General features: G+C 62.2%; 21 protein-coding genes. 13 read left to right on the forward strand and 8 right to left on the reverse strand.

The genetic code is table 11. The features are described 5' to 3' along the window. Positions 1-194: 194 nt before the first annotated feature. From AADA04_RS11340 to AADA04_RS11350, 3 genes are all read left to right on the forward strand, one after another. Positions 195-986: a DUF2189 domain-containing protein gene (locus AADA04_RS11340; protein WP_340693379.1), complete on the forward strand. Its 792-nt coding sequence runs from the start codon at positions 195-197 to the stop codon at positions 984-986. A 152-nt stretch (positions 987-1,138) separates the two neighbouring features. Next, positions 1,139-1,822: a hypothetical protein gene (locus AADA04_RS11345; RefSeq protein ID WP_340693380.1), complete on the forward strand. Its 684-nt coding sequence runs from the start codon at positions 1,139-1,141 to the stop codon at positions 1,820-1,822. A 34-nt stretch (positions 1,823-1,856) separates the two neighbouring features. Beyond that, complete coding sequence (locus AADA04_RS11350) at positions 1,857-2,894, forward strand: YHYH protein (protein ID WP_340693381.1); 1,038 nt, start codon at positions 1,857-1,859, stop codon at positions 2,892-2,894. Between the two features lie 73 nt (positions 2,895-2,967). Here the strand turns inward: AADA04_RS11350 and AADA04_RS11355 are convergent, their stop codons facing one another. Further along, complete coding sequence (locus AADA04_RS11355; RefSeq protein WP_340693382.1) at positions 2,968-3,321, reverse strand: cupin domain-containing protein; 354 nt, start codon at positions 3,319-3,321, stop codon at positions 2,968-2,970. A 96-nt stretch (positions 3,322-3,417) separates the two neighbouring features. Here AADA04_RS11355 and AADA04_RS11360 point away from each other — a divergent pair, with 96 nt between their 5' ends. Further along, positions 3,418-4,308, forward strand: coding sequence for a LysR family transcriptional regulator (locus AADA04_RS11360; protein ID WP_340693383.1), 891 nt, complete (start codon positions 3,418-3,420; stop codon positions 4,306-4,308). 547 nt (positions 4,309-4,855) lie between these two features. Here AADA04_RS11360 and yihA read toward each other — a convergent pair. Genes yihA through rpmH form a run of 4 tightly spaced genes read right to left on the reverse strand, consistent with a single transcriptional unit; the run spans position 4,856 to position 7,931 of the window. Continuing rightward, a complete protein-coding gene (gene yihA, locus AADA04_RS11365; protein WP_340693384.1) occupies positions 4,856-5,497 on the reverse strand; it encodes a ribosome biogenesis GTP-binding protein YihA/YsxC in 642 nt (213 codons plus the stop codon). A 3-nt stretch (positions 5,498-5,500) separates the two neighbouring features. Beyond that, the gene (gene yidC, locus AADA04_RS11370) at positions 5,501-7,330 is read right to left on the reverse strand and encodes a membrane protein insertase YidC (RefSeq protein WP_340693385.1); all 1,830 of its coding nucleotides are present in this window, start codon (positions 7,328-7,330) and stop codon (positions 5,501-5,503) included. A gap of 54 nt (positions 7,331-7,384) precedes the next feature. After that, on the reverse strand, positions 7,385-7,753 hold the full coding sequence (gene rnpA, locus AADA04_RS11375; RefSeq protein ID WP_340693386.1) for a ribonuclease P protein component: 369 nt from the start codon (positions 7,751-7,753) through the stop codon (positions 7,385-7,387). Positions 7,754-7,796: 43 nt separating this feature from the next. Then, positions 7,797-7,931, reverse strand: coding sequence for a 50S ribosomal protein L34 (gene rpmH, locus AADA04_RS11380; protein ID WP_034738102.1), 135 nt, complete (start codon positions 7,929-7,931; stop codon positions 7,797-7,799). A 218-nt stretch (positions 7,932-8,149) separates the two neighbouring features. Here rpmH and AADA04_RS11385 point away from each other — a divergent pair, with 218 nt between their 5' ends. Further along, complete coding sequence (locus AADA04_RS11385; protein WP_340693387.1) at positions 8,150-9,334, forward strand: serine hydrolase domain-containing protein; 1,185 nt, start codon at positions 8,150-8,152, stop codon at positions 9,332-9,334. A 10-nt stretch (positions 9,335-9,344) separates the two neighbouring features. Here the strand turns inward: AADA04_RS11385 and AADA04_RS11390 are convergent, their stop codons facing one another. Next, positions 9,345-10,484: an aromatic ring-hydroxylating dioxygenase subunit alpha gene (locus AADA04_RS11390; protein ID WP_340693388.1), complete on the reverse strand. Its 1,140-nt coding sequence runs from the start codon at positions 10,482-10,484 to the stop codon at positions 9,345-9,347. 128 nt (positions 10,485-10,612) lie between these two features. Here AADA04_RS11390 and AADA04_RS11395 point away from each other — a divergent pair, with 128 nt between their 5' ends. The 8 genes from AADA04_RS11395 (at position 10,613) to AADA04_RS11430 (ending at position 17,346) form a co-directional block, all read left to right on the forward strand. Continuing rightward, positions 10,613-10,807: a hypothetical protein gene (locus AADA04_RS11395; protein WP_340693389.1), complete on the forward strand. Its 195-nt coding sequence runs from the start codon at positions 10,613-10,615 to the stop codon at positions 10,805-10,807. Then, entirely contained in the window at positions 10,804-11,673 is an 870-nt protein-coding gene (locus tag AADA04_RS11400; RefSeq protein WP_340693390.1) for a fatty acid desaturase, read from the forward strand. Before AADA04_RS11395 ends, AADA04_RS11400 begins: the two co-directional genes overlap by 4 nt. Before the next feature lie 106 nt (positions 11,674-11,779). Continuing rightward, positions 11,780-12,580, forward strand: a complete 801-nt coding sequence (locus AADA04_RS11405) for a DUF547 domain-containing protein (RefSeq protein WP_340693391.1) — start codon at positions 11,780-11,782, stop codon at positions 12,578-12,580. Further along, positions 12,567-13,316, forward strand: coding sequence for a VTT domain-containing protein (locus AADA04_RS11410; protein WP_340693392.1), 750 nt, complete (start codon positions 12,567-12,569; stop codon positions 13,314-13,316). The genes AADA04_RS11405 and AADA04_RS11410 overlap by 14 nt, the downstream gene beginning before the upstream one ends. Continuing rightward, positions 13,316-14,761 (forward strand): FAD-dependent oxidoreductase, encoded by a 1,446-nt coding sequence (locus AADA04_RS11415; protein ID WP_340693393.1) that lies wholly within the window; start codon positions 13,316-13,318, stop codon positions 14,759-14,761. The genes AADA04_RS11410 and AADA04_RS11415 overlap by 1 nt, the downstream gene beginning before the upstream one ends. A 15-nt stretch (positions 14,762-14,776) precedes the next feature. Further along, positions 14,777-16,207: a HAMP domain-containing sensor histidine kinase gene (locus AADA04_RS11420; protein WP_340693394.1), complete on the forward strand. Its 1,431-nt coding sequence runs from the start codon at positions 14,777-14,779 to the stop codon at positions 16,205-16,207. Then, positions 16,204-16,851, forward strand: a complete 648-nt coding sequence (locus AADA04_RS11425; RefSeq protein ID WP_340693395.1) for a pseudouridine synthase — start codon at positions 16,204-16,206, stop codon at positions 16,849-16,851. Before AADA04_RS11420 ends, AADA04_RS11425 begins: the two co-directional genes overlap by 4 nt. Positions 16,852-16,917: 66 nt before the next feature. After that, complete coding sequence (locus tag AADA04_RS11430; protein WP_340693396.1) at positions 16,918-17,346, forward strand: hypothetical protein; 429 nt, start codon at positions 16,918-16,920, stop codon at positions 17,344-17,346. Position 17,347: 1 nt separating this feature from the next. Here the strand turns inward: AADA04_RS11430 and AADA04_RS11435 are convergent, their stop codons facing one another. Together AADA04_RS11435 and AADA04_RS11440 are read right to left on the reverse strand one after the other, a co-directional pair. Continuing rightward, positions 17,348-17,797 carry an OmpA family protein gene (locus AADA04_RS11435; RefSeq protein WP_340693397.1) on the reverse strand — a complete coding sequence of 150 codons (450 nt, stop codon included), beginning with the start codon at positions 17,795-17,797 and terminating at the stop codon, positions 17,348-17,350. Between the two features lie 51 nt (positions 17,798-17,848). Then, a partial coding sequence (locus tag AADA04_RS11440; RefSeq protein ID WP_340693398.1) for an ATP-dependent helicase C-terminal domain-containing protein occupies positions 17,849-18,993 on the reverse strand: 1,145 nt, incomplete at its 5' end.

Raw genomic sequence — 18,993 nt, forward strand, 5'->3', positions numbered from 1 at the left:
AATTGAGAATGAGTTACATGCGCGCTCATGTCACGATTGAGAATGGCTTGCAAGTATGGTGAGAATGACTTGCATTAATGTCGCAGGGCATGTCCCGGCGGCCGGTGCCATCCGCCCCCTATGCGTACCTTTCCTTACTTCCGCTCGGCATTCACACTGCTAAGCTTAAAAGAAAAATGTTCTGGGAGGGACGCATGGAGCCAACGACAACGCATCTGCCGGCCGTCAACACGGTTGGCCTGACCGCGCCATTCGGCTGGCTCGCTGGCGGCTGGGCCGACTTTCGCAAGGCCCTGTGGCCGTGCCTGGTCTATGGCGCCATCATGGTGGCACTCAGCCTCAGTCTCGCGGTCGCGCTCTATTCTGCGGGCGCGCTGAAATGGCTGTTCGTGCTGGCGGCGGGTTTCATGCTCGTGGCGCCAATGTTCGCCATGGGGCTCTACAAGACGGGCCGCATGCTGGAGCAGGGCGAGCGCCCGCGTCTCGGCGACATCCTGTTCGTGCGCTCTGCCTTCCGGCAAGACCTCATGTATCTCGGGCTCGCGCTGTTCCTCGTCTACTCGTTCTGGGTCGAGGCGTCGCAAATCGTCTATGGCCTGTCGACCTACCGGGTCCACAAGACGCTGCCGGAGTTCGTCAACTTCATGCTGACCGATCCGGACGGCCACTCCATGGTCATGGTCGGCACAGCCATTGGCGGCGTGATCGCCTTCATGGCCTATTCCCTTGTCGTCATTTCCGCGCCGATGCTGCTGAACGAGAAGACGAATGTCTTCATCGCAACGATCACCAGCGTGCGCACGATCGCGCAGAATTTCCTGCCCATGCTGGTCTGGGCCGTGCTGATCGTGATCCTGACCGTGCTCGGCATCGCCACCGGCTTCCTCGGCCTGGTCGTCACCTTCCCCGTCATCGGCCTCGCCAGCTGGCGCGCCTATCGCGAACTCGTCCCATCGTCACACGGCGACATGAACGAGGCCATGTAGGCACGTCATCCCCAAGCGCAGGTCGTTTCAGCTCAAATTCAAGGCATTGCCATCGTGGCCAGAAAGTTACCCGGGTTATCCTCTGTCGAAACGCTCCGTCGAGCGCTATGCTGTTTGAAATCATGGCGGACAGGAAAGCACAGGAAAATTCAATGAGACGAGCCATCAGTTTGATTGCCCTCGTGATTGGCACCGGATGCACCGCGCCCGACCCTCGGAATGAGGCCGCCACGGGCACGAGCGCAGACCAACCACATTCATTCTCGGCAGATGTTTGGGCCGATAACTGGTTTTCGCTGAGTGTGGACGGCGTGCAGGTCGCAGAAGACAGCGTTCCAATCACGACAGAGCGGTCATTCAACGCGGAAAGCTTTACGTTCCCGGCTAAGCGCCCCTTCGTACTCGGACTGATCGCCAAGGATTTCAAAGCCAATGACAGCGGCCTGGAATATATTGGCACACCGCGGCAGCAAATGGGGGATGGCGGAGTCATTCTTCAGGTCTTTGACGAAACAGGGACTCTGGTGGCCGCGACGGACGCAAATTGGAAATGCCTGGTCACGCATCACGCCCCGCTCGATAAATCCTGCGCGCAAGAGCAGAATCCGATTGCCGGTGAAGGCGCTTGCGGTTTTGAAACCTTGCCTGAGCCCGAAGGCTGGAACACGCTGGGCTTTGATGCATCCAGCTGGCCGGACGCAACGGTGCACAGCGCAGCGGACGTGCGTCCAAAGGACGGCTACGACCGTATCGACTGGAACAGCGCGGCCAAGATCATCTGGGGACCGGACCTGGAAACGGACAATACGCTTTTGTGCCGCTTCGTTGTTGAATAGCCCCTGTCAGACCATGTCCCGGGAAACGGAAAACATGAAACGTCCAGCCTTGAAATCAAGCCCCCTTTTTCGCAACGGATTTCCGCTGATAGCCGGAGCGACACTCTTGGTTGCCTGCAGCGCGTCCGACGGGCTGCAAGCCGATCAGCATGATCAGGCGTCCCTGTCTGATCGTCCGGACATGCGCTGTGAGCAGATCAGGAATTCGGTGGTTGAGGCGGGCTTCTCTGACAAGGTCAGCGTCACATGTGATGGCGCGCGCGCGCTCATAGCCTCTGACACCTATCCCGATCATGAAAAAATGACCGGCATTGTCGGAACCAATGAGCAAGTGCCTGTCCCGGCCGATTATGCTGCACCCGTCCCGTTGAACCCCGTCCTTGGCACCAGCCCCGTCACACGCGATGCCGCGCTGGCTGTTGCCGTCAATGGCGTGCCGATTTTTGATTATACCGGCGGCGGCGAGATGACTCAGGCTGATTTGCAGCATCATCAGGCGCAACATGACACGCTGCAGACCAAGCAGCTGGATGCTTGCGGTGGCCATGCCGGGAGAGGCGATGATTACCATTACCATGTCAAACCCGCCTGCATGATTGCAGAAATGAAAAACTCGGGTGATGCGGCAATTATTGGCTGGGCATTTGATGGTTTCCCGATCTTCGGTGACAACAATCCGGATGGATCTGCGATCAAGCCTGGTGATCTGGATATCTGTAACGGGCAACCGGACGGTGTGTATGGCTACCGTTACCATACGTCAGAGGCGGCACCCTATATCGTACAATGCCTGATGGGCGAGGTTGCGGATATCCGTGACTTGCCGCGTGTTGCGCCGCTCCAGCCCGCCGGAGGCGGACCGGGTCTCGCTCCCGGACGCCCCCCGAGTGGCGGCGTGGACAACCTTGTTTTCACCGAGCATGACGATGGCCGGCGAACAATGGAATACAGCTATCAAGGGCAAGATTATTACATGAACTACAGCCCGGCTGACGAGGACGGATGTTACGTGTTTGAAACCAGAACGGTCACCAATCAGGGTGACGTCAAAACCGGAACGTATTGCAGGTAACAGGAAGCGTCTCGCCTTTGCGGCCTGCGTTCCGGCAAGACCTCATATATCCCGGCCTCGGCAGCTGGCGCGCCTATTTCAGGTCGTTCGGCTCTCGCATCTTCAGGAAGTCGTCAGCTCCCAGCGCTTCGGGCAAGGCCAGGACATAGACGACCTTGTCCTTGACCGGGCCTTCCGCATGCAGGGTCCGGGCCGGCACGACCACTTTATCGCCAGCGCTGACCTTTGTGCGAACACCCGAGACGGCGTCCAGAAAGTCAGTCTCGCCCTCCATGATATAGGCGTGCACCTCCTCGGAGTGCCAATGTGGCTCCAGCCCTGGAGACGGCGGGGAAACAAATGTTGTCGGCCATGTCCCGTTCCGTTTCACGTCGTCCATGACCTCGGAAAGCGAAGAGAAGTAACCCTGGAAGAATTGAAGTGACATGCGGTCTGGTCCTTAGCATTGCAGGCCTGAATATGGATCGTGCGGAGTTTGAGATAAACCTAGCGAAGCGCATCACCTTGATGCAGAATGCGCATCATGCAACTGGCGGCGCTCAGAACCTTTTCCGATGTCATGAAGCTTGGCAGTTTCGCCAGCGCGGCGCGCTATCGCGATGTCGATCCTTCGTCTGTCTCGCGCGCGATTTCCGGGCTTGAAGAAGAGCTGGGCTTCAGGCTCTTTCAACGCAATCGGCGAAAACTGGCCCCCACCGAAGCAGGCCTGACCTATTTTGGGCAAATCAGGAACCTGATTGAAGACCTCGATCATGCGCATCAGAAAGCGCGCGATGTAGCGACAGAGCCGCAAGGCCTGCTTCGTATCACGGCATGCACATCGCTCGGCCAGCGCGTGATTGCCCCCCTGCTTCAGAAATTCATGGACCGCTATCCGGCACTTTCGCTGGAATTGGTTCTGACCGACTCCCAGATCGATCTGGTGGCTGATCAAATCGATCTGGCAATCCGTTTTGGTCCCAAACCCGGAGGGGATGTCAGCGCGACCAGGCTTGCGCCGCGAACATTTAAGGTCTGTGCCAGCCCGTCCTACATCCAGCGCGCTGGCGGGATGATGCATCCTGAAGAATTGTCCGAGCGCGAATGCGTGCTTTTTCCGTTGCCGGGATACCGGACGCACTGGCTTTTCCGCGACGCTGGCGGGCGCGAGTTCGACGTCCCCGTTCAAGGGCGGCTGCTGGTGTCTCACGGATTGACGATGACGCAATGCGCATTGTCAGGATTGGGGCCAACATTGCTCCCCGACTGGCTGTGCCAGCCAGAGCTTCAGGCCGGAGACCTGGTAGATTTGTTTCCCGAATTCGAGTGCGCCGCAACCGAGTTCGATACCGCAGCCTGGATGGTTCATCCCTCACGCAAATATGTGCCCAACAAGGTAGACGCCTTCATGCAGTTTTTGCGCGCGGAATTCTGACGGCACATCACATCATTGAGGCTTTCTCGCCGTCCGGCTCGGGGGCACAGGCCGCCACTTATCCGCCTCCTCCCGCACCCGGTGTATAATGCGCCGCGATGTTCAGCCTCATCACCCCCATGCCGGGCCTGCCCTGGTACCTGCTGCCGATCTGGCCGCTGGTTTTCTGGCGCATCCAGCGTTTGAGAAAATGGTTCCGCGCGGCGGGCGGCCCCGGCTCGCAAATGCTCTGGGGTGTGATGTGGAATGGGCGCGTCGTGGTGATCCAACTCTCGGATGATCTGTCCGGGCCGCATCCGTGTACTTTTCGTGCACCCGTATCGGGAAGGCTGAGGCTGGCGCTGATAGATACCCCAACTCCGTGTCCCCGGCGAACGCCGGGGCTGCGAAGGGATAAGCAATCGCATTGCGATTGCCCCGCAGCAGGCCCAAGCGCAAGCGCAGGGCTGGTCCGGTTCAGCCCCATTCCCGACACCTGACCCGAAGGTCGATCTCAAAAAATCCGCGAGACACCCCAAGCGCCCTCACAGGCGCCGCACGTGCAGCCCTAAAGCAGCGCGGCGATTTCGGCGCGCAGTTCGGGCATGCCCCAGCCTTTTTCAGCCGAGGTCACGATCGTCAGCGGGTGCGCCGCGCCGTGCTTTTTCAGCTTGGTCTCGATATCGGCCTGCAGCGAGTCGACCTCGCCCTTGGCCAGCTTGTCGACCTTGGTCAGCAGGATCTGGTAGGTCACCGCCGAGCCGTCGAGCATGGCCATGACCTCTTCGTCCGTATCCATCAGGCCGCGACGCGCATCGACCAGCAAGAAGACACGGCGCAGGGACGGGCGTCCGCGCAGGTAGGACCGCGTCAGCTTCATCCAGGCATCGGCCTGTGTCCGGCTGACCTTGGCATAGCCAAAGCCCGGCAGGTCGACGAGGTAGAGCTGGCCGGGGCCGACATCGAAATAGTTGAGTTCGCGCGTGCGGCCAGGTTCGGACGAGCTCCGCGCCAGCTTGTTGCGGTTGGTCAGCGCATTGATCAGGCTCGACTTGCCGACATTCGACCGGCCGGCAAAGCAGACCTCGGTCCGGTCGGCAGGCGGCAGGCCTTTGAGATCGACCACGCCCATGACGAAGTCGACCGGGCCGGCGAACAAGAGCCGCCCGGTTTCAATCTGGTCTTCACTGGGCGCCGGGCGCGTGTCCATGGATCAGTCCGCCGGTTCTTTTTCACGCCCGAGCAGGCGCGAGATCGTCTTGCCGAGTTCGGTATCGACCCCGTTGCGGCGCATGATGAAATATTGCTGCGCGAAGGACAGGATATTGCTCCACACCCAGTACATCACGAGGCCGGCCGCAAAGCCGCCGAACACGAACGTGAATACGATCGGCATCGCGCGGATCACCATTTTCTGCGTCGGATCCGTCGGCGCCGGGCTGAGGCTCTGCAGGGCAGCCATCGTGACACCATAGAGCAGCGGCAGGATGCCGATCCCGATCACGACACCAATCACCGGGATCGCCTTGATGTCGGACGCCGCCCAGGGCAGCAGGCCGAACAGGTTGCCGATCGCGGTCGGGTCCGGTGCCGAGAGGTCTTTCAGGAACAGGAACGGCGTGTGGCGCATTTCCAGCGTCACATAGAGCGTCTTGTAGAGCGCATAGAAGATCGGGATGGTGAACAGGATCGGGACACAGCCGCCAACCGGGTTGGCGCCTTCCTGCTTGTACAGCTTCATGATTTCCTGCTGCTTGCGCTGGGGATCGGCGGCAAAGCGCTCATTCAGCTCCTTCATCGGTTCCTGCAGTTTCTTCATCTTCGCCATCGACTTGTAGCTCTGGTTGAACAGCGGCACGAGCGGCAGCTTGATCAGGACCGTGAAGGCGAGGATGGCCCAGCCAAAGCCGCCGACCACGCCGGACAGCCATTCCAGGGCATAGAAGAACGGTTTGGTCAGGAAGAAGGCCCAGCCCCAGTCGATGGCATCGACCATGCGCGGGATGCCTTCCATGTTCTGGTAGTCCTGCAGCACTTCGAAGCGCTTGGCGCCGGCGAAGATACGGTTCTGGGTCGTCTGGCTCGCGCCCGGCGCAAGGGTGAAGGCCTCACTCTCGGTGCGCACTTCCAGCGGGCCGTCAGTGGCAATCGACTTCTTGTTGACGATCCCGTTGAACGGCCGGTCCTGCTGCGGCACCAGCGCGCCCAGCCAGTATTTGTCCGTCAGGCCCCACCAGCCGCCTTCGGTCGACGGGAACGTGCCTGCATCCGTTTCCCCGTCAATATTCTTGAGGGCCAGGAGCGGCTTGTATTTCTTCATCCGCAACTCGCCGTCAACGACGCCCATCAGGCCCATATGGGCCAGGCCGCTGGCGGTCGCCGAGCCGGGGTCGGTCGCTTCGAGGAAGCCCTTATAATCACCATGGCGCTCAACCGAGCCGATGGCGCGAACCGAACGCTCGGTATCGCCGGTATTTGTCAGCGTATCCTCGAACGAGAACATGTAATTGTCATCGACTGAAACCGTCCGGTCGATGGTCAGGCCCGGCGTTTCAAGCCGCAGCTTGATCGGCGAGGACGAGGTCAGCTTTCCCAGGCCGACCTGGACCCAAGGCGAATTCCGGCCCGCAACCAGCGACGTGCCGTCTGCCCAGTAATAGGTCGCGAAATATCCGTACTCACTCGCTTCCGGGCGGAACAGGCGTATTTCCTGCGTCTTTTCCACGGTCAGGTAGTGTTTGCGCAGGCTGAGATCGTCGATCCGCGACCCGGCAAGGCGGATCGACCCATCAACGGATTCGCCATCAAACTTGACCCGGCCCGGCCCGGAAATCGCTTCTTCGACTGTCTTTGTCGCCGCAATCGCCGGAACATTGCTCAACTCGCTCGCGCTCATGCCGGTCTGTTCATCGGCTGTGATCACAGCCTGCTGGGCCTCAAAGCGTTTTTGCGCCGGCTCCATGAAGACTTTCTGGTAGCCGAACACGAAGGCAACCATCAACGCCATCGCGATCAGGAAATTGCGCTGGTCTTGCTTTTCCATGGAATTTTGTCCCGGAGGTTTCTGGGCGCCAACTCGCAAATCGAGGCGGCACGGTCAATCAGCGGCGAGGCTTATCAGCGCGCTTTCCATATCGTCAAGCAAACGCGTCCACGCAATGTCAGCGGTGACGTCCCGCGCGATGAAAACATAGTCAGTTCCGGGGCGCCCCAGCCGGGGCAGCAACAGGCGGGCGGCTTCCCGCAACCGGCGCTTGGCCCGGTTGCGAACGACCGCATTGCCAACCTTCTTGGTGGCCGTGAAGCCCGCGCCGACATGGCTGCCGGGGGCATCGCCCGTGCGCTGCCTCGCCTGAACCACAAGGCATTTGCGCCGTTCGGCCTTGCCGCTGCGGACAAAAAGGAATTGAGGCCGCTTCGCCAGGCGAACGACCTCAATCGGACTGTCTTGATTGTCTTGCGGCATCTGCAGCTCCCGGCCTTTCAGGCTGGGGGAAACATGTCTCGCCTTAAGCGGACAGTTCCTTGCGGCCTTTTGCCCGGCGGCGCGCCAGAACCTTGCGGCCATTCTTGGTCGCCATGCGAAGGCGGAATCCATGGGTACGCTTGCGGCGCAGGTTGCTCGGCTGGAATGTACGTTTCATGGTTCTGCTCTAAGGCTGATGTGTCTCGGAAAGAGGGGCCAATACAGGCCACAGGCACCAAGGTCAAGGCGGGCAAGCACAGTCTGGCCCGGCCAAACCACATATTTTTCCGTTGCATGGGCCCCGCCTCGCGCGTCGCCGCCCGCTGTCTCTTTACACGACGGGAGAGTCTTGCTCAATCTGCGTCCGGGACGGGCAGCCAGATTCGAAGGATATTCATGCGATTCCTGCGCCCTGCCCTGCTTTGCCTGCTCGCCGCGACCGCGCTGCAGGCGACCTTCGCCCAGACCATCGACTATGACCGGCTCGACCAGCGCCTGACCCGGCTCGCCGCCGAAGAGGAGATGGTCGGCCTCGCTGTGGCGGTGATCGAAGACGGCGAAATCCGCTTTGCAAAGGGATACGGCGTCACCGCCATCGGCGGCGCGCCCGTCACGGACGAAACCGTGTTCCGCTGGGCCTCCCTGTCAAAGGGCGTTGCCGCCAGCCAGATCGCCATCCTGGCCGGAGAGGCACGGCTCAACCTCTCTGACACGGTGGCGAAATTCAAAACCTCACTCCGCCTGCCCGGCGGCGGCGAGACGCGGGCAACGCTGGAAGACGTTCTCTCCCACCGGCTCGGCATCGTCTCCAACGCCTATGACACGACGCTGGAGGATGGCCGCGACCCGGTCCAGATCCGCGAGAGCCTGCGCAAGCTCAAACCGATCTGCGCAATCGGCGAATGTCACACCTACCAGAACGTCGCTTTCGACACGGTGGCGGAAGTCGTCGAACAGGTGACGCAGTCAAAATATGCCGATGCCATTGATGAATCGCTGTTCAAGCCGCTCGGCATGGTGACTGCCAGTATTGGCCGGGTCGGTCTTGAAACCTCGCCGTCCTGGGCCCGGCCCTATACCAAGCGGCAAAAGGATTCCGGCCCGCCCCGTCCCAAGACCGTCAATGATGACTATTACCGCGTACCGGCAGCGGGCGGCGTCAACGGGTCGATCCGCGACCTCGCGCTCTATGCCCGCGCGCAGATGGGGCTCGTGCCGGACGTGCTCAGCGATACTGCGCTGGAGATGATGCAGACCCCGCGCATCTATACGAGCCGCGAGCAGTCCGGCCTCTCACGCCGCTACAAGGGCCATATGCGCGATGCCCGCTACGCCCTTGGCTGGCGCGTCTACAAATATGGCGACGCTGGCACCCGCGTCGTCGGCCACCGCGGCGCCGTTGAAGGCTACCGGTCACTGATCCTGTTCGACCCGGAGCGCGATACCGGCGTCGTGGCCCTCTGGAATTCAAGCTCGCGCCTGCCCGTCGGCATTGAGTTCGAAGTCATGGACATGGCCTACAACCTGCCGCCACAGGACTGGATGGAACTCGACGCGAATTCCACCGGCGGCGGCAAATAGGACCAATCGGTCAGGCCTTCTCTTCGGGCGCCATCTTTTCCAGCCACCAATGATTGTATTGCCAGATCGCCTTTTCCAGCGGCGACAGGCGGCCCTGACGCGTCATCGGGGCGTTCAGCCCTTTCCAGACCGTGTCATTCGCCCCGATATCCTCCTGATGGATCGCGTCGACCATGTGGCTTATCTCGTCGGCGATCTGATCGAATCCCTCGAACGCGGCATACGCGCCGGGGACACAGATGTGGATTTTCAGCTTCATCCTGCCCGCCGATTCCGGAAACACCTGGTACCAGGTCACGACGCTGCCCTGAATGCCCAGCAGGAAATGCGGGTAAAGCGCGCTGGCGAACAGGTCGCGCGCCTGCCAGTCCTCAAGGCCCTCAACCGGCGGCAGGCCGGGGGGCAGTTCATCATGGGCGGCTGGCATGTGAAGGATGGACCAGGGCCCGTCATTGTCGGGCACGCGGGAATCGCGCGCATGATAGGCGGGCTCGAAGGTTTCCGGGTGGACGCCGATATGGTGGTAGGCTTCCATGAAATTCTCGACGAGGACTTTCCAGTTCCAGTCGCTGTCATATTCAAGCGTCCGCACGACGGCCATGTCCGGGAGCCTGAACTTCTCGAAATAGGTCTCGAAGGTCTTGACCTGCGGCGCGAAGGGCGCGGCATCGGGATCGAAATTGGCGAGGATGAATCCCTGCCAGACTTCGGTGCGCACCTGCGGCAGCCGGCAATCTGGTTCTGAGAAGTTATCCGCGCCGTCCATCAGGGGCGCGCGGATGAGTTGGCCCGCCGTGTCATAGCTCCAGGAATGATACGGGCAGGTGAACAGTTTCCGGTTGCCACTGCCTTCGGCAACCTGCGCCGCGCGGTGCAGGCAGGTACGGGACATGACCCGGATCTCGCCGTCCTGACCATGCACGATCATGACGGGCTGGCCCAGCAGGTCCATCGACAGGAAGTCACCCGGTGTCGCCACCTGGTCGACTCGCGCCAGCGGCAGCCAGCTCTTGCGGAAAATCCGCTCTGTTTCCCGTTCGAAGACGTCACCCCGGATATAGGCCGCTGGCGGCAGGGTTTCGGCCTCCGACAGGGGGCGTGAAACCCGGTCGATTTCGTCGGCGCTGAGGCCCGGCAATTCTTGCGTCATGAAATTCCTCCCGGAGCAAAGTTGACACATGCGTCATCTTTTGTCGACCACGCGACAGTCAACCTGGGGCACCCCTCGACAAAAGATGACACGTGTGTCACTTTTTAATCGCACTTGGAGAACACGGCATGATATTTGTCATCAAGACCATCTTCAATTTCGGCGCGCTCGTGTTTGCATTCGGCTTCATTGCGCCTCTGACAATGCAGATCATCACCCGCGCCGGGATTGACCTGCCCTACGGCCTGACGCCGCTGATGGCTGGCCTCATTCTGGCAGCCGTCTGGGGCGGCGTCGCCCAGTATCGGGGGCGCTGGATATGACTGACGCGCCGCAAATCTCATCCGAGCCTGACCTGATGCGCCGCGAGCGCGAGATCGCCCGGCGCCATATCGGCAAGTTCCCGTGGCTGTCCGTGACGTGGGCGTTCGTGAATCTCGCGGTCTGGCTGTCACTCTGGCCGCTGGTCCTCACCGGCACGCTGTCTGTCTGGATCGCGTTCCCGATTGCCACCCTGAACGTGATGCTCTGCTACCTGCCCTCTCACGAGGCCCAGCACGACATCATCGCCCGGCCCGGCGACAGGCTGCGCTGGCTCAACGAACTGGTTGGCCATGTCTCGACCATCCCGCTTGTCCTGCCCTATCGGGTCGCCCGCCTGACCCACCTCGAGCACCATAAGCACACCAACGACCCGGACCTCGACCCTGACTATGGCACCCATGCCTCCGGTCCGCTCGCGGCCATCTGGAACAGTATCCAGAAGCGCCAGCCCGGCTCGGAAGGCGGGCCGAATGCCTATGCGGCTGCCCTGCAGCGCCTCGGCCGCGAGGACGTGATGCTCGAAGCCGTCCTCTCGACGCTCGTCTTCTACGTCATCCTGTTCGTGCTGGCGTGGAGCGGTTTTGCCATCGAGGCGGCGCTGCTCTGGTGGCTGCCGCGCCATATCGGCCAGACTTACATTGTCTACTATCTCAGCTGGGCACCGCACCATCCCGCCGATGAGAAGGGCCGCTATCGCAATACACGGGGCTTCCGCGCCGCCTTGGGGAATATCGCGTCGATGGGCATGCAGTATCATATCGTCCACCACCTGCACCCGCGCATCCCGCTGATCCGCACGCCGCGAGCCTTCCATGAGATGCGCGATGTGCTGGAGGCGCGCGACTGCCGGCTTGACGGCATCTAGGTTCACGCCGCCGATCACGGGCGTTTGATCGCCCCTGCCACAAGCGTTACGGGCATGTATCGCGCTGACAGGCTATGTGTAGGTCTTCAACCGAGGACCCGCATCCATGCCGCTATCCAGAGTCTTGCTCGCCGCTGCGCTGATGGCGATGCCGCTTGCCCTGCCTGCGCAGGCAAGGGATGTAGCGTCCGGCATCACGGAAGACGCAAGCATGGCCAAGGCCCAGCACGCTCAATGGACCCGCCTCCTGGCAAAATACGTCCACACATCAAACGATGGCGTTCACCGGGTCGACTATGGCGCCCTGAAAGCCAATGCCGCCGATCGCGCCGCGCTTGACGCCTATATTTCCAGGTTCGCCGACATGGACCTCTCCGGCACCAATGACGCCGCATTCGCCGCGTGGGCCAATCTCTACAATGCCGTGACAGTTCGCTACATCGTGGAAAAATACCCGCTCGGCTCGATCAAGGACGGCTATTTCTTCGGCGGGCCATGGAAAAATATCACGGTTGCCGTCGGTGGACGGAACGTTTCTCTCGACACGATCGAGCACAAGATCCTGCGACCGAAATTCAATGATCCGCGGGTTCACTATGCCATCAATTGCGCCGCGCTCAGCTGCCCGAACCTGATGGCCAAGGCCTGGGAGCCTGCGACGCTGGATGCCGATCTCGACGCCGCCGCCCGCGCCTATGTCAACAATTCGCGCGGCGTGAGTGTGACCGACAGGGGCCTTGTCCTCTCATCCATCTATGACTGGTTTGCCGCCGATTTCGGCGGTTCGAAACAAGCCGTCATCGACCATTTGCTGAAATACGCCGATACTGGCCTCGCCAAGCAGATCCAGGCCAATCCGAAGATCCGCTCCTATGATTATGACTGGTCCCTCAATGACACCGAATGATACCCCGGCGCCCAAGCCAACCCCGCTCGCGATTCGCCTCTGGCCGCTCTACGTCATCGCCGGCGGAATTTTCGCCGCATGGGCCCTCGGCCTGTTCGACTATCTCTCGCTCGAGACGCTCCGCACCCAGCAGGACGCCTTGCGCGGTTTCGTCAGCGAACACCTTTTCTTGGCCGTCGCCGCCTATATCCTCATCTATGCCGCCGCGACCCTGTTCATGGTACCGGGCGCACTCTGGATCACGATTGCCGGCGGCTTCCTGTTTGGCCTGATCGGCGGGACCCCGGCAACGATCATCGGCGCGACCCTCGGTGCCAGCCTCCTGTTCTTCGCCGCGCGCACATCAGTCGGCACAGCGCTACACGAGCGGGCCGGACCCTTTGTCAAGAAGATGGAGCGCGGCTTCCAGGAGGATGCTTTCTCCTACATGTTCGCCCTGCGGTTCCTGCCGATTGTCCCGTTCCCGGTCGCCAATATCGCACCGGCCATCCTTGGGGCGAAGTATCGCGACTATGCGATCACCACCGCCTTTGGCATCATTCCCGGCGTGCTCGCCTATACGTGGATCGGCGCGGGCCTCGGCGCGACCTTTGCCGCAGGCGAGGATCCGAACATTGCCAGTATCGCGAAAAACATGGTGCCGGCCTTCGCCGCTCTCGGCGTGGTGTCGCTGCTGCCGGTCGCATACAAGAAGCTCTTCGCTAAAAAAGCTGCCAAGCTGGAAGGTGCAAGCTGATGCACGATACGAAACTCCCGATCACCGATTACAAGGCCGACCTCGTTGTCATCGGCGCAGGTTCCGGCGGCCTGTCCGCCGCAGCAGGCGCGGCCATGTTCGGCCTCAAGGTCGTGCTCTACGAAAAGCACGAAATGGGCGGCGATTGCCTCAATTATGGCTGCGTGCCGTCAAAGGCCCTGCTCAGCGCCGCGAAGGCCGCACAATCGGCCCGCGATGCCGGCAAGTTTGGCGTGAACGTCGCCGCACCGACGACTGACTGGACTGCCGTAAAGGCGCATGTCCGCCACGCGATTGATACGATTGCACCCGTCGACAGCCAGGAACGGTTCGAAGGCCTCGGTGTCACTGTCATCCGCGAAGCGGCCAGCTTCGCCGATCCGGATACGATCATCTCCGCCACGACCCGCACACGGGCCCGGCGCATTGTCGTTGCCACCGGCTCGACCGCCTTCATCCCACCCATCGAAGGTTTGGCAGACGCCCCCTACCTGACCAATGAAACTATTTTCTCGATGCCCGACTTTCCGGAACACCTGGTCATTCTCGGCGGTGGCCCCATCGGCATGGAAATGGCGCAGGCCTTTACCCGGCTCGGTGCGAAAACCACCGTCATCGAAATGGGCAGCGCGCTCGGCAAGTCCGATCCGGCCCATGCCGCCGTAGCCATTGGCGCCCTGCGTGACGAGGGCGTGACCCTTCTTGAAGGCCACAAGGCCGTGCGCGTCTCGTCCGACGCCGGACGCATCAAGGTTCATGCCGAACACGAAGGCGATACCAAGGTGATCGAAGGTAGCCACCTGCTCGTCGCCGTGGGCCGTCGCACCATGCTGGACGGGCTGGACCTCGAAGCAGGCAAGGTCGATTCCGACCGCAAGAGCCTGATCGTCGGCGACAATCTCCGCTCGCGCAGCAATGCGCGCGTCTGGGCCCTCGGCGATGCCGCTGGCCGTGAACAATTCACCCATGTCGCCGGTTGGCATGCGTCGGTCTTTGCCCGCCGCGCCTTCTTCAAGCAGGGCACCAAGGCCGATAGCCTGCCGATACCAGCTGTAACCTACACCTCGCCGGAAGTCGCCCAGGTCGGCCTGACCGAAGCCGAGGCGCGTGAAAAGCATGGCGACGATGTCGCAACCTCCTCCTTTCCGTTCCACGAAAACGACCGCGCGATTGCCGAAGGCAAGACCCTCGGCGAAGCCAAGCTCGTCATTCGCAAGGGCGCGATTCTCGGCGCATCGATTGTCGGAGAAGGCGCCGGTGACATCTTGCAGCTCGTCAGCGTCGCGATGTCGAACGGGCTCAAGGTGAAAGACCTGACCAATTTCATCTCGCCCTATCCGACGCGGGCGGAAATCGTGAAGCGCGCGGCCTCGGCCCACTTCACCGAAGCCCTCACCGGCAAGTCAGCCCGGCGTCTTGTCGGCTTGCTCCAGCGCATCCCGTAAGCTAGTTCAGCGCGGGTGAGTGACGAGACCCGGACCGCCCTTGCACGCGACCTGCCCGCACCTGCGCTCTCGCGCTGGTTCGAAAGCCTGTCCTTTCGCCTGTTCGCGCTGACAATCGCCTCGATCCTGTTGGTTGAAGGCCTGATCTTTGTGCCGAGCGCATCGGGCTTTCGCAATGCCTGGCTCCAGGAACGCGTTCAGGCAGCCCGGACAGCAGCCCTGGCGCTGGATGCAGCACCCTCGCGCAGCGTGTCCAACGATCTCTCCGACGAACTCCTGATGAGCGCCGAAGTGCTCGCCGTGACGGAAATCGAGGACGACATGCGCGTCCAGCTCCTGCCGGCACAGCAGGCGATCAACGGCCAGATGCACGAGATCGACCTGCGCGAATCGACCATGGTCAGCCGCTCGTTTGCCGCGATGGGTTCATTCTTTGCGCCTGACGACCGCATCCTGGTCATCCACGGCGAAGGGTCGGCGCCGGGCCGTGTCATGGAAATCGTCGTGCCGCAGGCGCCCCTCAAGACCGCCATGCTCGCCTTTGCCCGCCGGATCGCAGCACTCTCCCTGCTGATCGCCTTTGTCGCCGCCACGATCATCTATGTCATGCTGCACTTCCTCGTCGTGCGTCCGATGCGGCGGGTCACGCTAAGCGCCGAGCAATTCCGCGACGATCCGGGCGCCTGGACACGGCGCCTGCCACCGACGAGCCGGCGTGACGAGATCGGCCGGGCCCAGAACGCCCTCGCCGACATGGAAGACACGGTGGCGACGAGTTTCCGCAACCGCGCCCACCTTGCCGAGCTCGGCACGGCGGTGGCCAAGATCAACCATGACCTGCGCAATTCACTCGCCTCTGCCCAGCTCGTCTCCGATGTGCTGGCGCGCTCGGAAGACCCGCGTGTCCAGAAGGCCGCGCCGCGCCTCGAGCGCGCGCTTGAGCGGGCAATCAGCCTCGCGACCCAAACACTCGACTATGGCAAGGCGACGCCGCAGGCCGCGCGGATGGAACCGGTCTCGCTCCAATCCGCACTCGACGAATCCGCCGCAGAAGCGCTCGCGACCCATCCGGGCGTCGACTGGGACAACAGAGTACCCGCCAATGTCCAAGTGAACGCCGACCCGGACCACCTGCACCGCATCACCAGCAATCTCATCCGCAACGCGGCCGAAGCCATGGCATCGCAAGCCGAGGGCGGATCACGCATCATCGCAACCCTGACGCCTCAGGGCCTCGACCTGGCCGATACCGGTCCCGGCCTGCCGAACTCGGCCCGTGAAAACCTGTTCAAGCCCTTTGCCGGTAGTTCGCGCAGCAGCGGCACGGGCCTCGGCCTCGTGATTGCCCGCGAACTCGCGCAAGGCATGGGCGGCAACCTTGTGCTCGCCAGCACCGGTCCCGACGGCACGGTGTTCCGGCTCAGCCTGCCGGGGCTGGGTGCGTGAGCGCCTACGCGCCGCCGCAAGGTAAGGTCTGCTATATCCATACCGATCCCGACATGATCGTCATCGACAAGCCGACCGAACTGCTTTCCGTACCCGGACGTGGACCGGAAAAGGCCGACTGCGCGATAACGCGCGTGCAGGCCGACCATCCCGAGGCGCTGACAATTCACCGGCTCGACATGTCGACCAGCGGCCTGCTGGTCTTTGCGCGGTCGAAAGAGGCCCAGCGCCGTTTGGCGATCCAGTTCGAGAAAGGCGTGATCGCCAAGTCCTATATCGCGAATGTCTGGGGTGCGCCCGCTCCTGTTTCCGGCGTGATCGACCTGCCGCTCGGCCAGGACTGGCCCAACCGTCCGCGCCAGAAAGTCGACCATGACGCAGGAAAGCCAAGCCGGACGGAATACGACACCATTGGCATGCACGACCACGGCGTCCGGCTCGCGCTAACCCCGCTGACCGGTCGCACCCACCAGCTGCGCCTGCATCTGGCCGCCATCGGCCACCCGATCCTCGGCGATGATATCTATGCCCATGCCGACGCCCTGGCAGCAGCGTACCGCCTGCATTTGCACGCCACACGGCTCGAACTGATCCATCCCACCAGCAATGAACGCCTCCGGTTTGAAAGCGCCTGTCCATTCTGACCTGTCATCGGTCTTGACCCGGCCAGCATCCTTATATATCGTTTCTCGATAATAAGGAGTTCCGCCATGCACGCAGAAATCGTCCGCCTGCCGCGACATAATGTCGACATCAAGATCGTGTCGGGCGACCGCATGCACGTGCTGCAATGGCGCCGGAACCTGCTCTGGGACGAAGTCCTGCTCAACGGCTCCCGCCAGGCCGCCAGCCACGGCCTATGGGGCCGCGAAAACGTCTACGGACTGGTATTCGGCCGCGACCTTGACGGTTCCGGCGGCGAGCAGGTCATGTTGCTGATCGATCCCGGCGTCAGCTATTCGAACTGGTCGGGCAACGAGCAGCGCCTGAAAGGTGTCCGCCTTGAAGGCAAGGACGGCCCACTTGTCTCCTATGGGACGCTTGACCCCAAATCGCTCGAAAAGCCTGCAACCTTCTCCGACTGGATGAAGAAGACGATGGGCATCGAATGGGGCATGGGGTCAGACCGCCCCAACTAGGTCAGCTTTCCGGAACGAGCCGCACTTCGGTCTTGCGGTTGAGCGGCTCATCGGCGCCACTGGCCGTCACCGCATCCTGTTCGCCATACGCAACAAGGTGCACGCGCTCGGCATCCACGCCGCGCGTCTTCAGGGCCTCAAGCACGGCTTCCGCCCGCGCCGCGGAAATGACCTGGTTCGTCACCGCGTCTCCGCTGGCATCGGCGTGCCCCCTGATCTCCATCTTGTAGAGATCGCAGCGCGCATAGGAATCAGACACCGCATCGACCACAGCGTCGGATTCCTCCGACAGGGCGCTCATGCCTTCCTCGAAATAGATGGCGAAACGTTCTTCCGAACAATCCGGCGCGACAGCCATGCTGTCTTCGGCAACCGACGTGGTCGGCGGAACCGGGCGCGACACACACGCGGCCAGCAATAGTGGCGCAAACAGGTAAAGAGCGATTTTCATGATAGCCTCCAGCAACTTGGTTCAATCCCCCATGGACCGATTTGTTCCCGCCTAGAGTCTTTTCTTTGTCCGGCCTTCATGGGCCCGCGCCATTGCAGGCTGTTCCGGCCAGTCATGTTTGGGATATCGCCCGCGCATATCCTTCGCCATGTCGCGATAGCCATTGTCCCAGAAGCGCGGCAGGTCCTGTGTCGTGGCGGCTGGTTTCATGCCCGGCGACAGCAGCTCGACCGTCACCGGCACCCGGCCCGAAGCAATCGATGGATGGGTCGCCAACCCGTAAAAGGCCTGCGCCCGCGCTGAGACAAGCGGCGCACGCGGATCGACATAGTCGACCGATGCCGCCTGTCCGGATGGCAGCGTTAGCGACCGGGGTGCATATAGCCGCAACGCATCCTGCAATTGCCAGTCGAATGAATCGACAAGCGCATCGCGCACATTGCCGTCGCTTGGCACGCGCGCGCCCTGCCGCTTCAGCAGCGGCATCAGCCAGTCTGCCGCGCTGTCGCGCAGCCCGGTTTTTGTAATACCTGTCGGCTCCATCAGCCCGGCGCGCTCAAGCACGCCGACACGCCCGAGCGTCTCGTCCACGACATGGCCTGCGCCAATGGCGTCAAAGCCCTCCGCCATCACGGCATCCAGCATCGCCTTTGCCGCCACTTTCGGGGCCGGCTTCGGCAGGGGCGCTTCCGACAGGATAATCGCGCCCATGGCCCTGACACGGCGGGCGGCAAACCGCGCCGTCTTCGGATCAAAGTCCGCGCGTTCTTCGATTGTCACGCCGCCCCAGGCCAGGGCGTCCGCTTCGCTGAGCGGCGCGGCCAGCGTGATCCGGGCCTGCCCGCTTGCCCCGCCCAGGTCCGCCACGACCAGCCATTCGGATTTGGCGAGACTGTCCGTCTCCGGCAGGCTGGCGGCCCGGCCAGAGGCCATCAGGTAAACACCTGCGCTGCCGGGCCGGGCCCGCGCAATCTGGTCCGGCCAGGCCTCCGATAGCAAGCGCGCAACATCTCCCTGTGGCGCAGCCCCCTTGCCCCATGCCTTTGCCTGTTGCTGCAAGGTCCGCGCACGCGGAGACCTGTCGGTCCGGAAGCGTGCCAGCCGGTCGCGAATGTCGGCAGAATTGCCGCCAATCCCGCGCTCCCCGGCCAGCGCCGCAAGCTCCGCAGCCAGCGCCCGCTCCCCCGGCGTCCCGG

Origin of the sequence: Hyphomonas sp. (assembly GCF_037969335.1) — a bacterium.
Classification (GTDB): domain Bacteria; phylum Pseudomonadota; class Alphaproteobacteria; order Caulobacterales; family Hyphomonadaceae; genus Hyphomonas.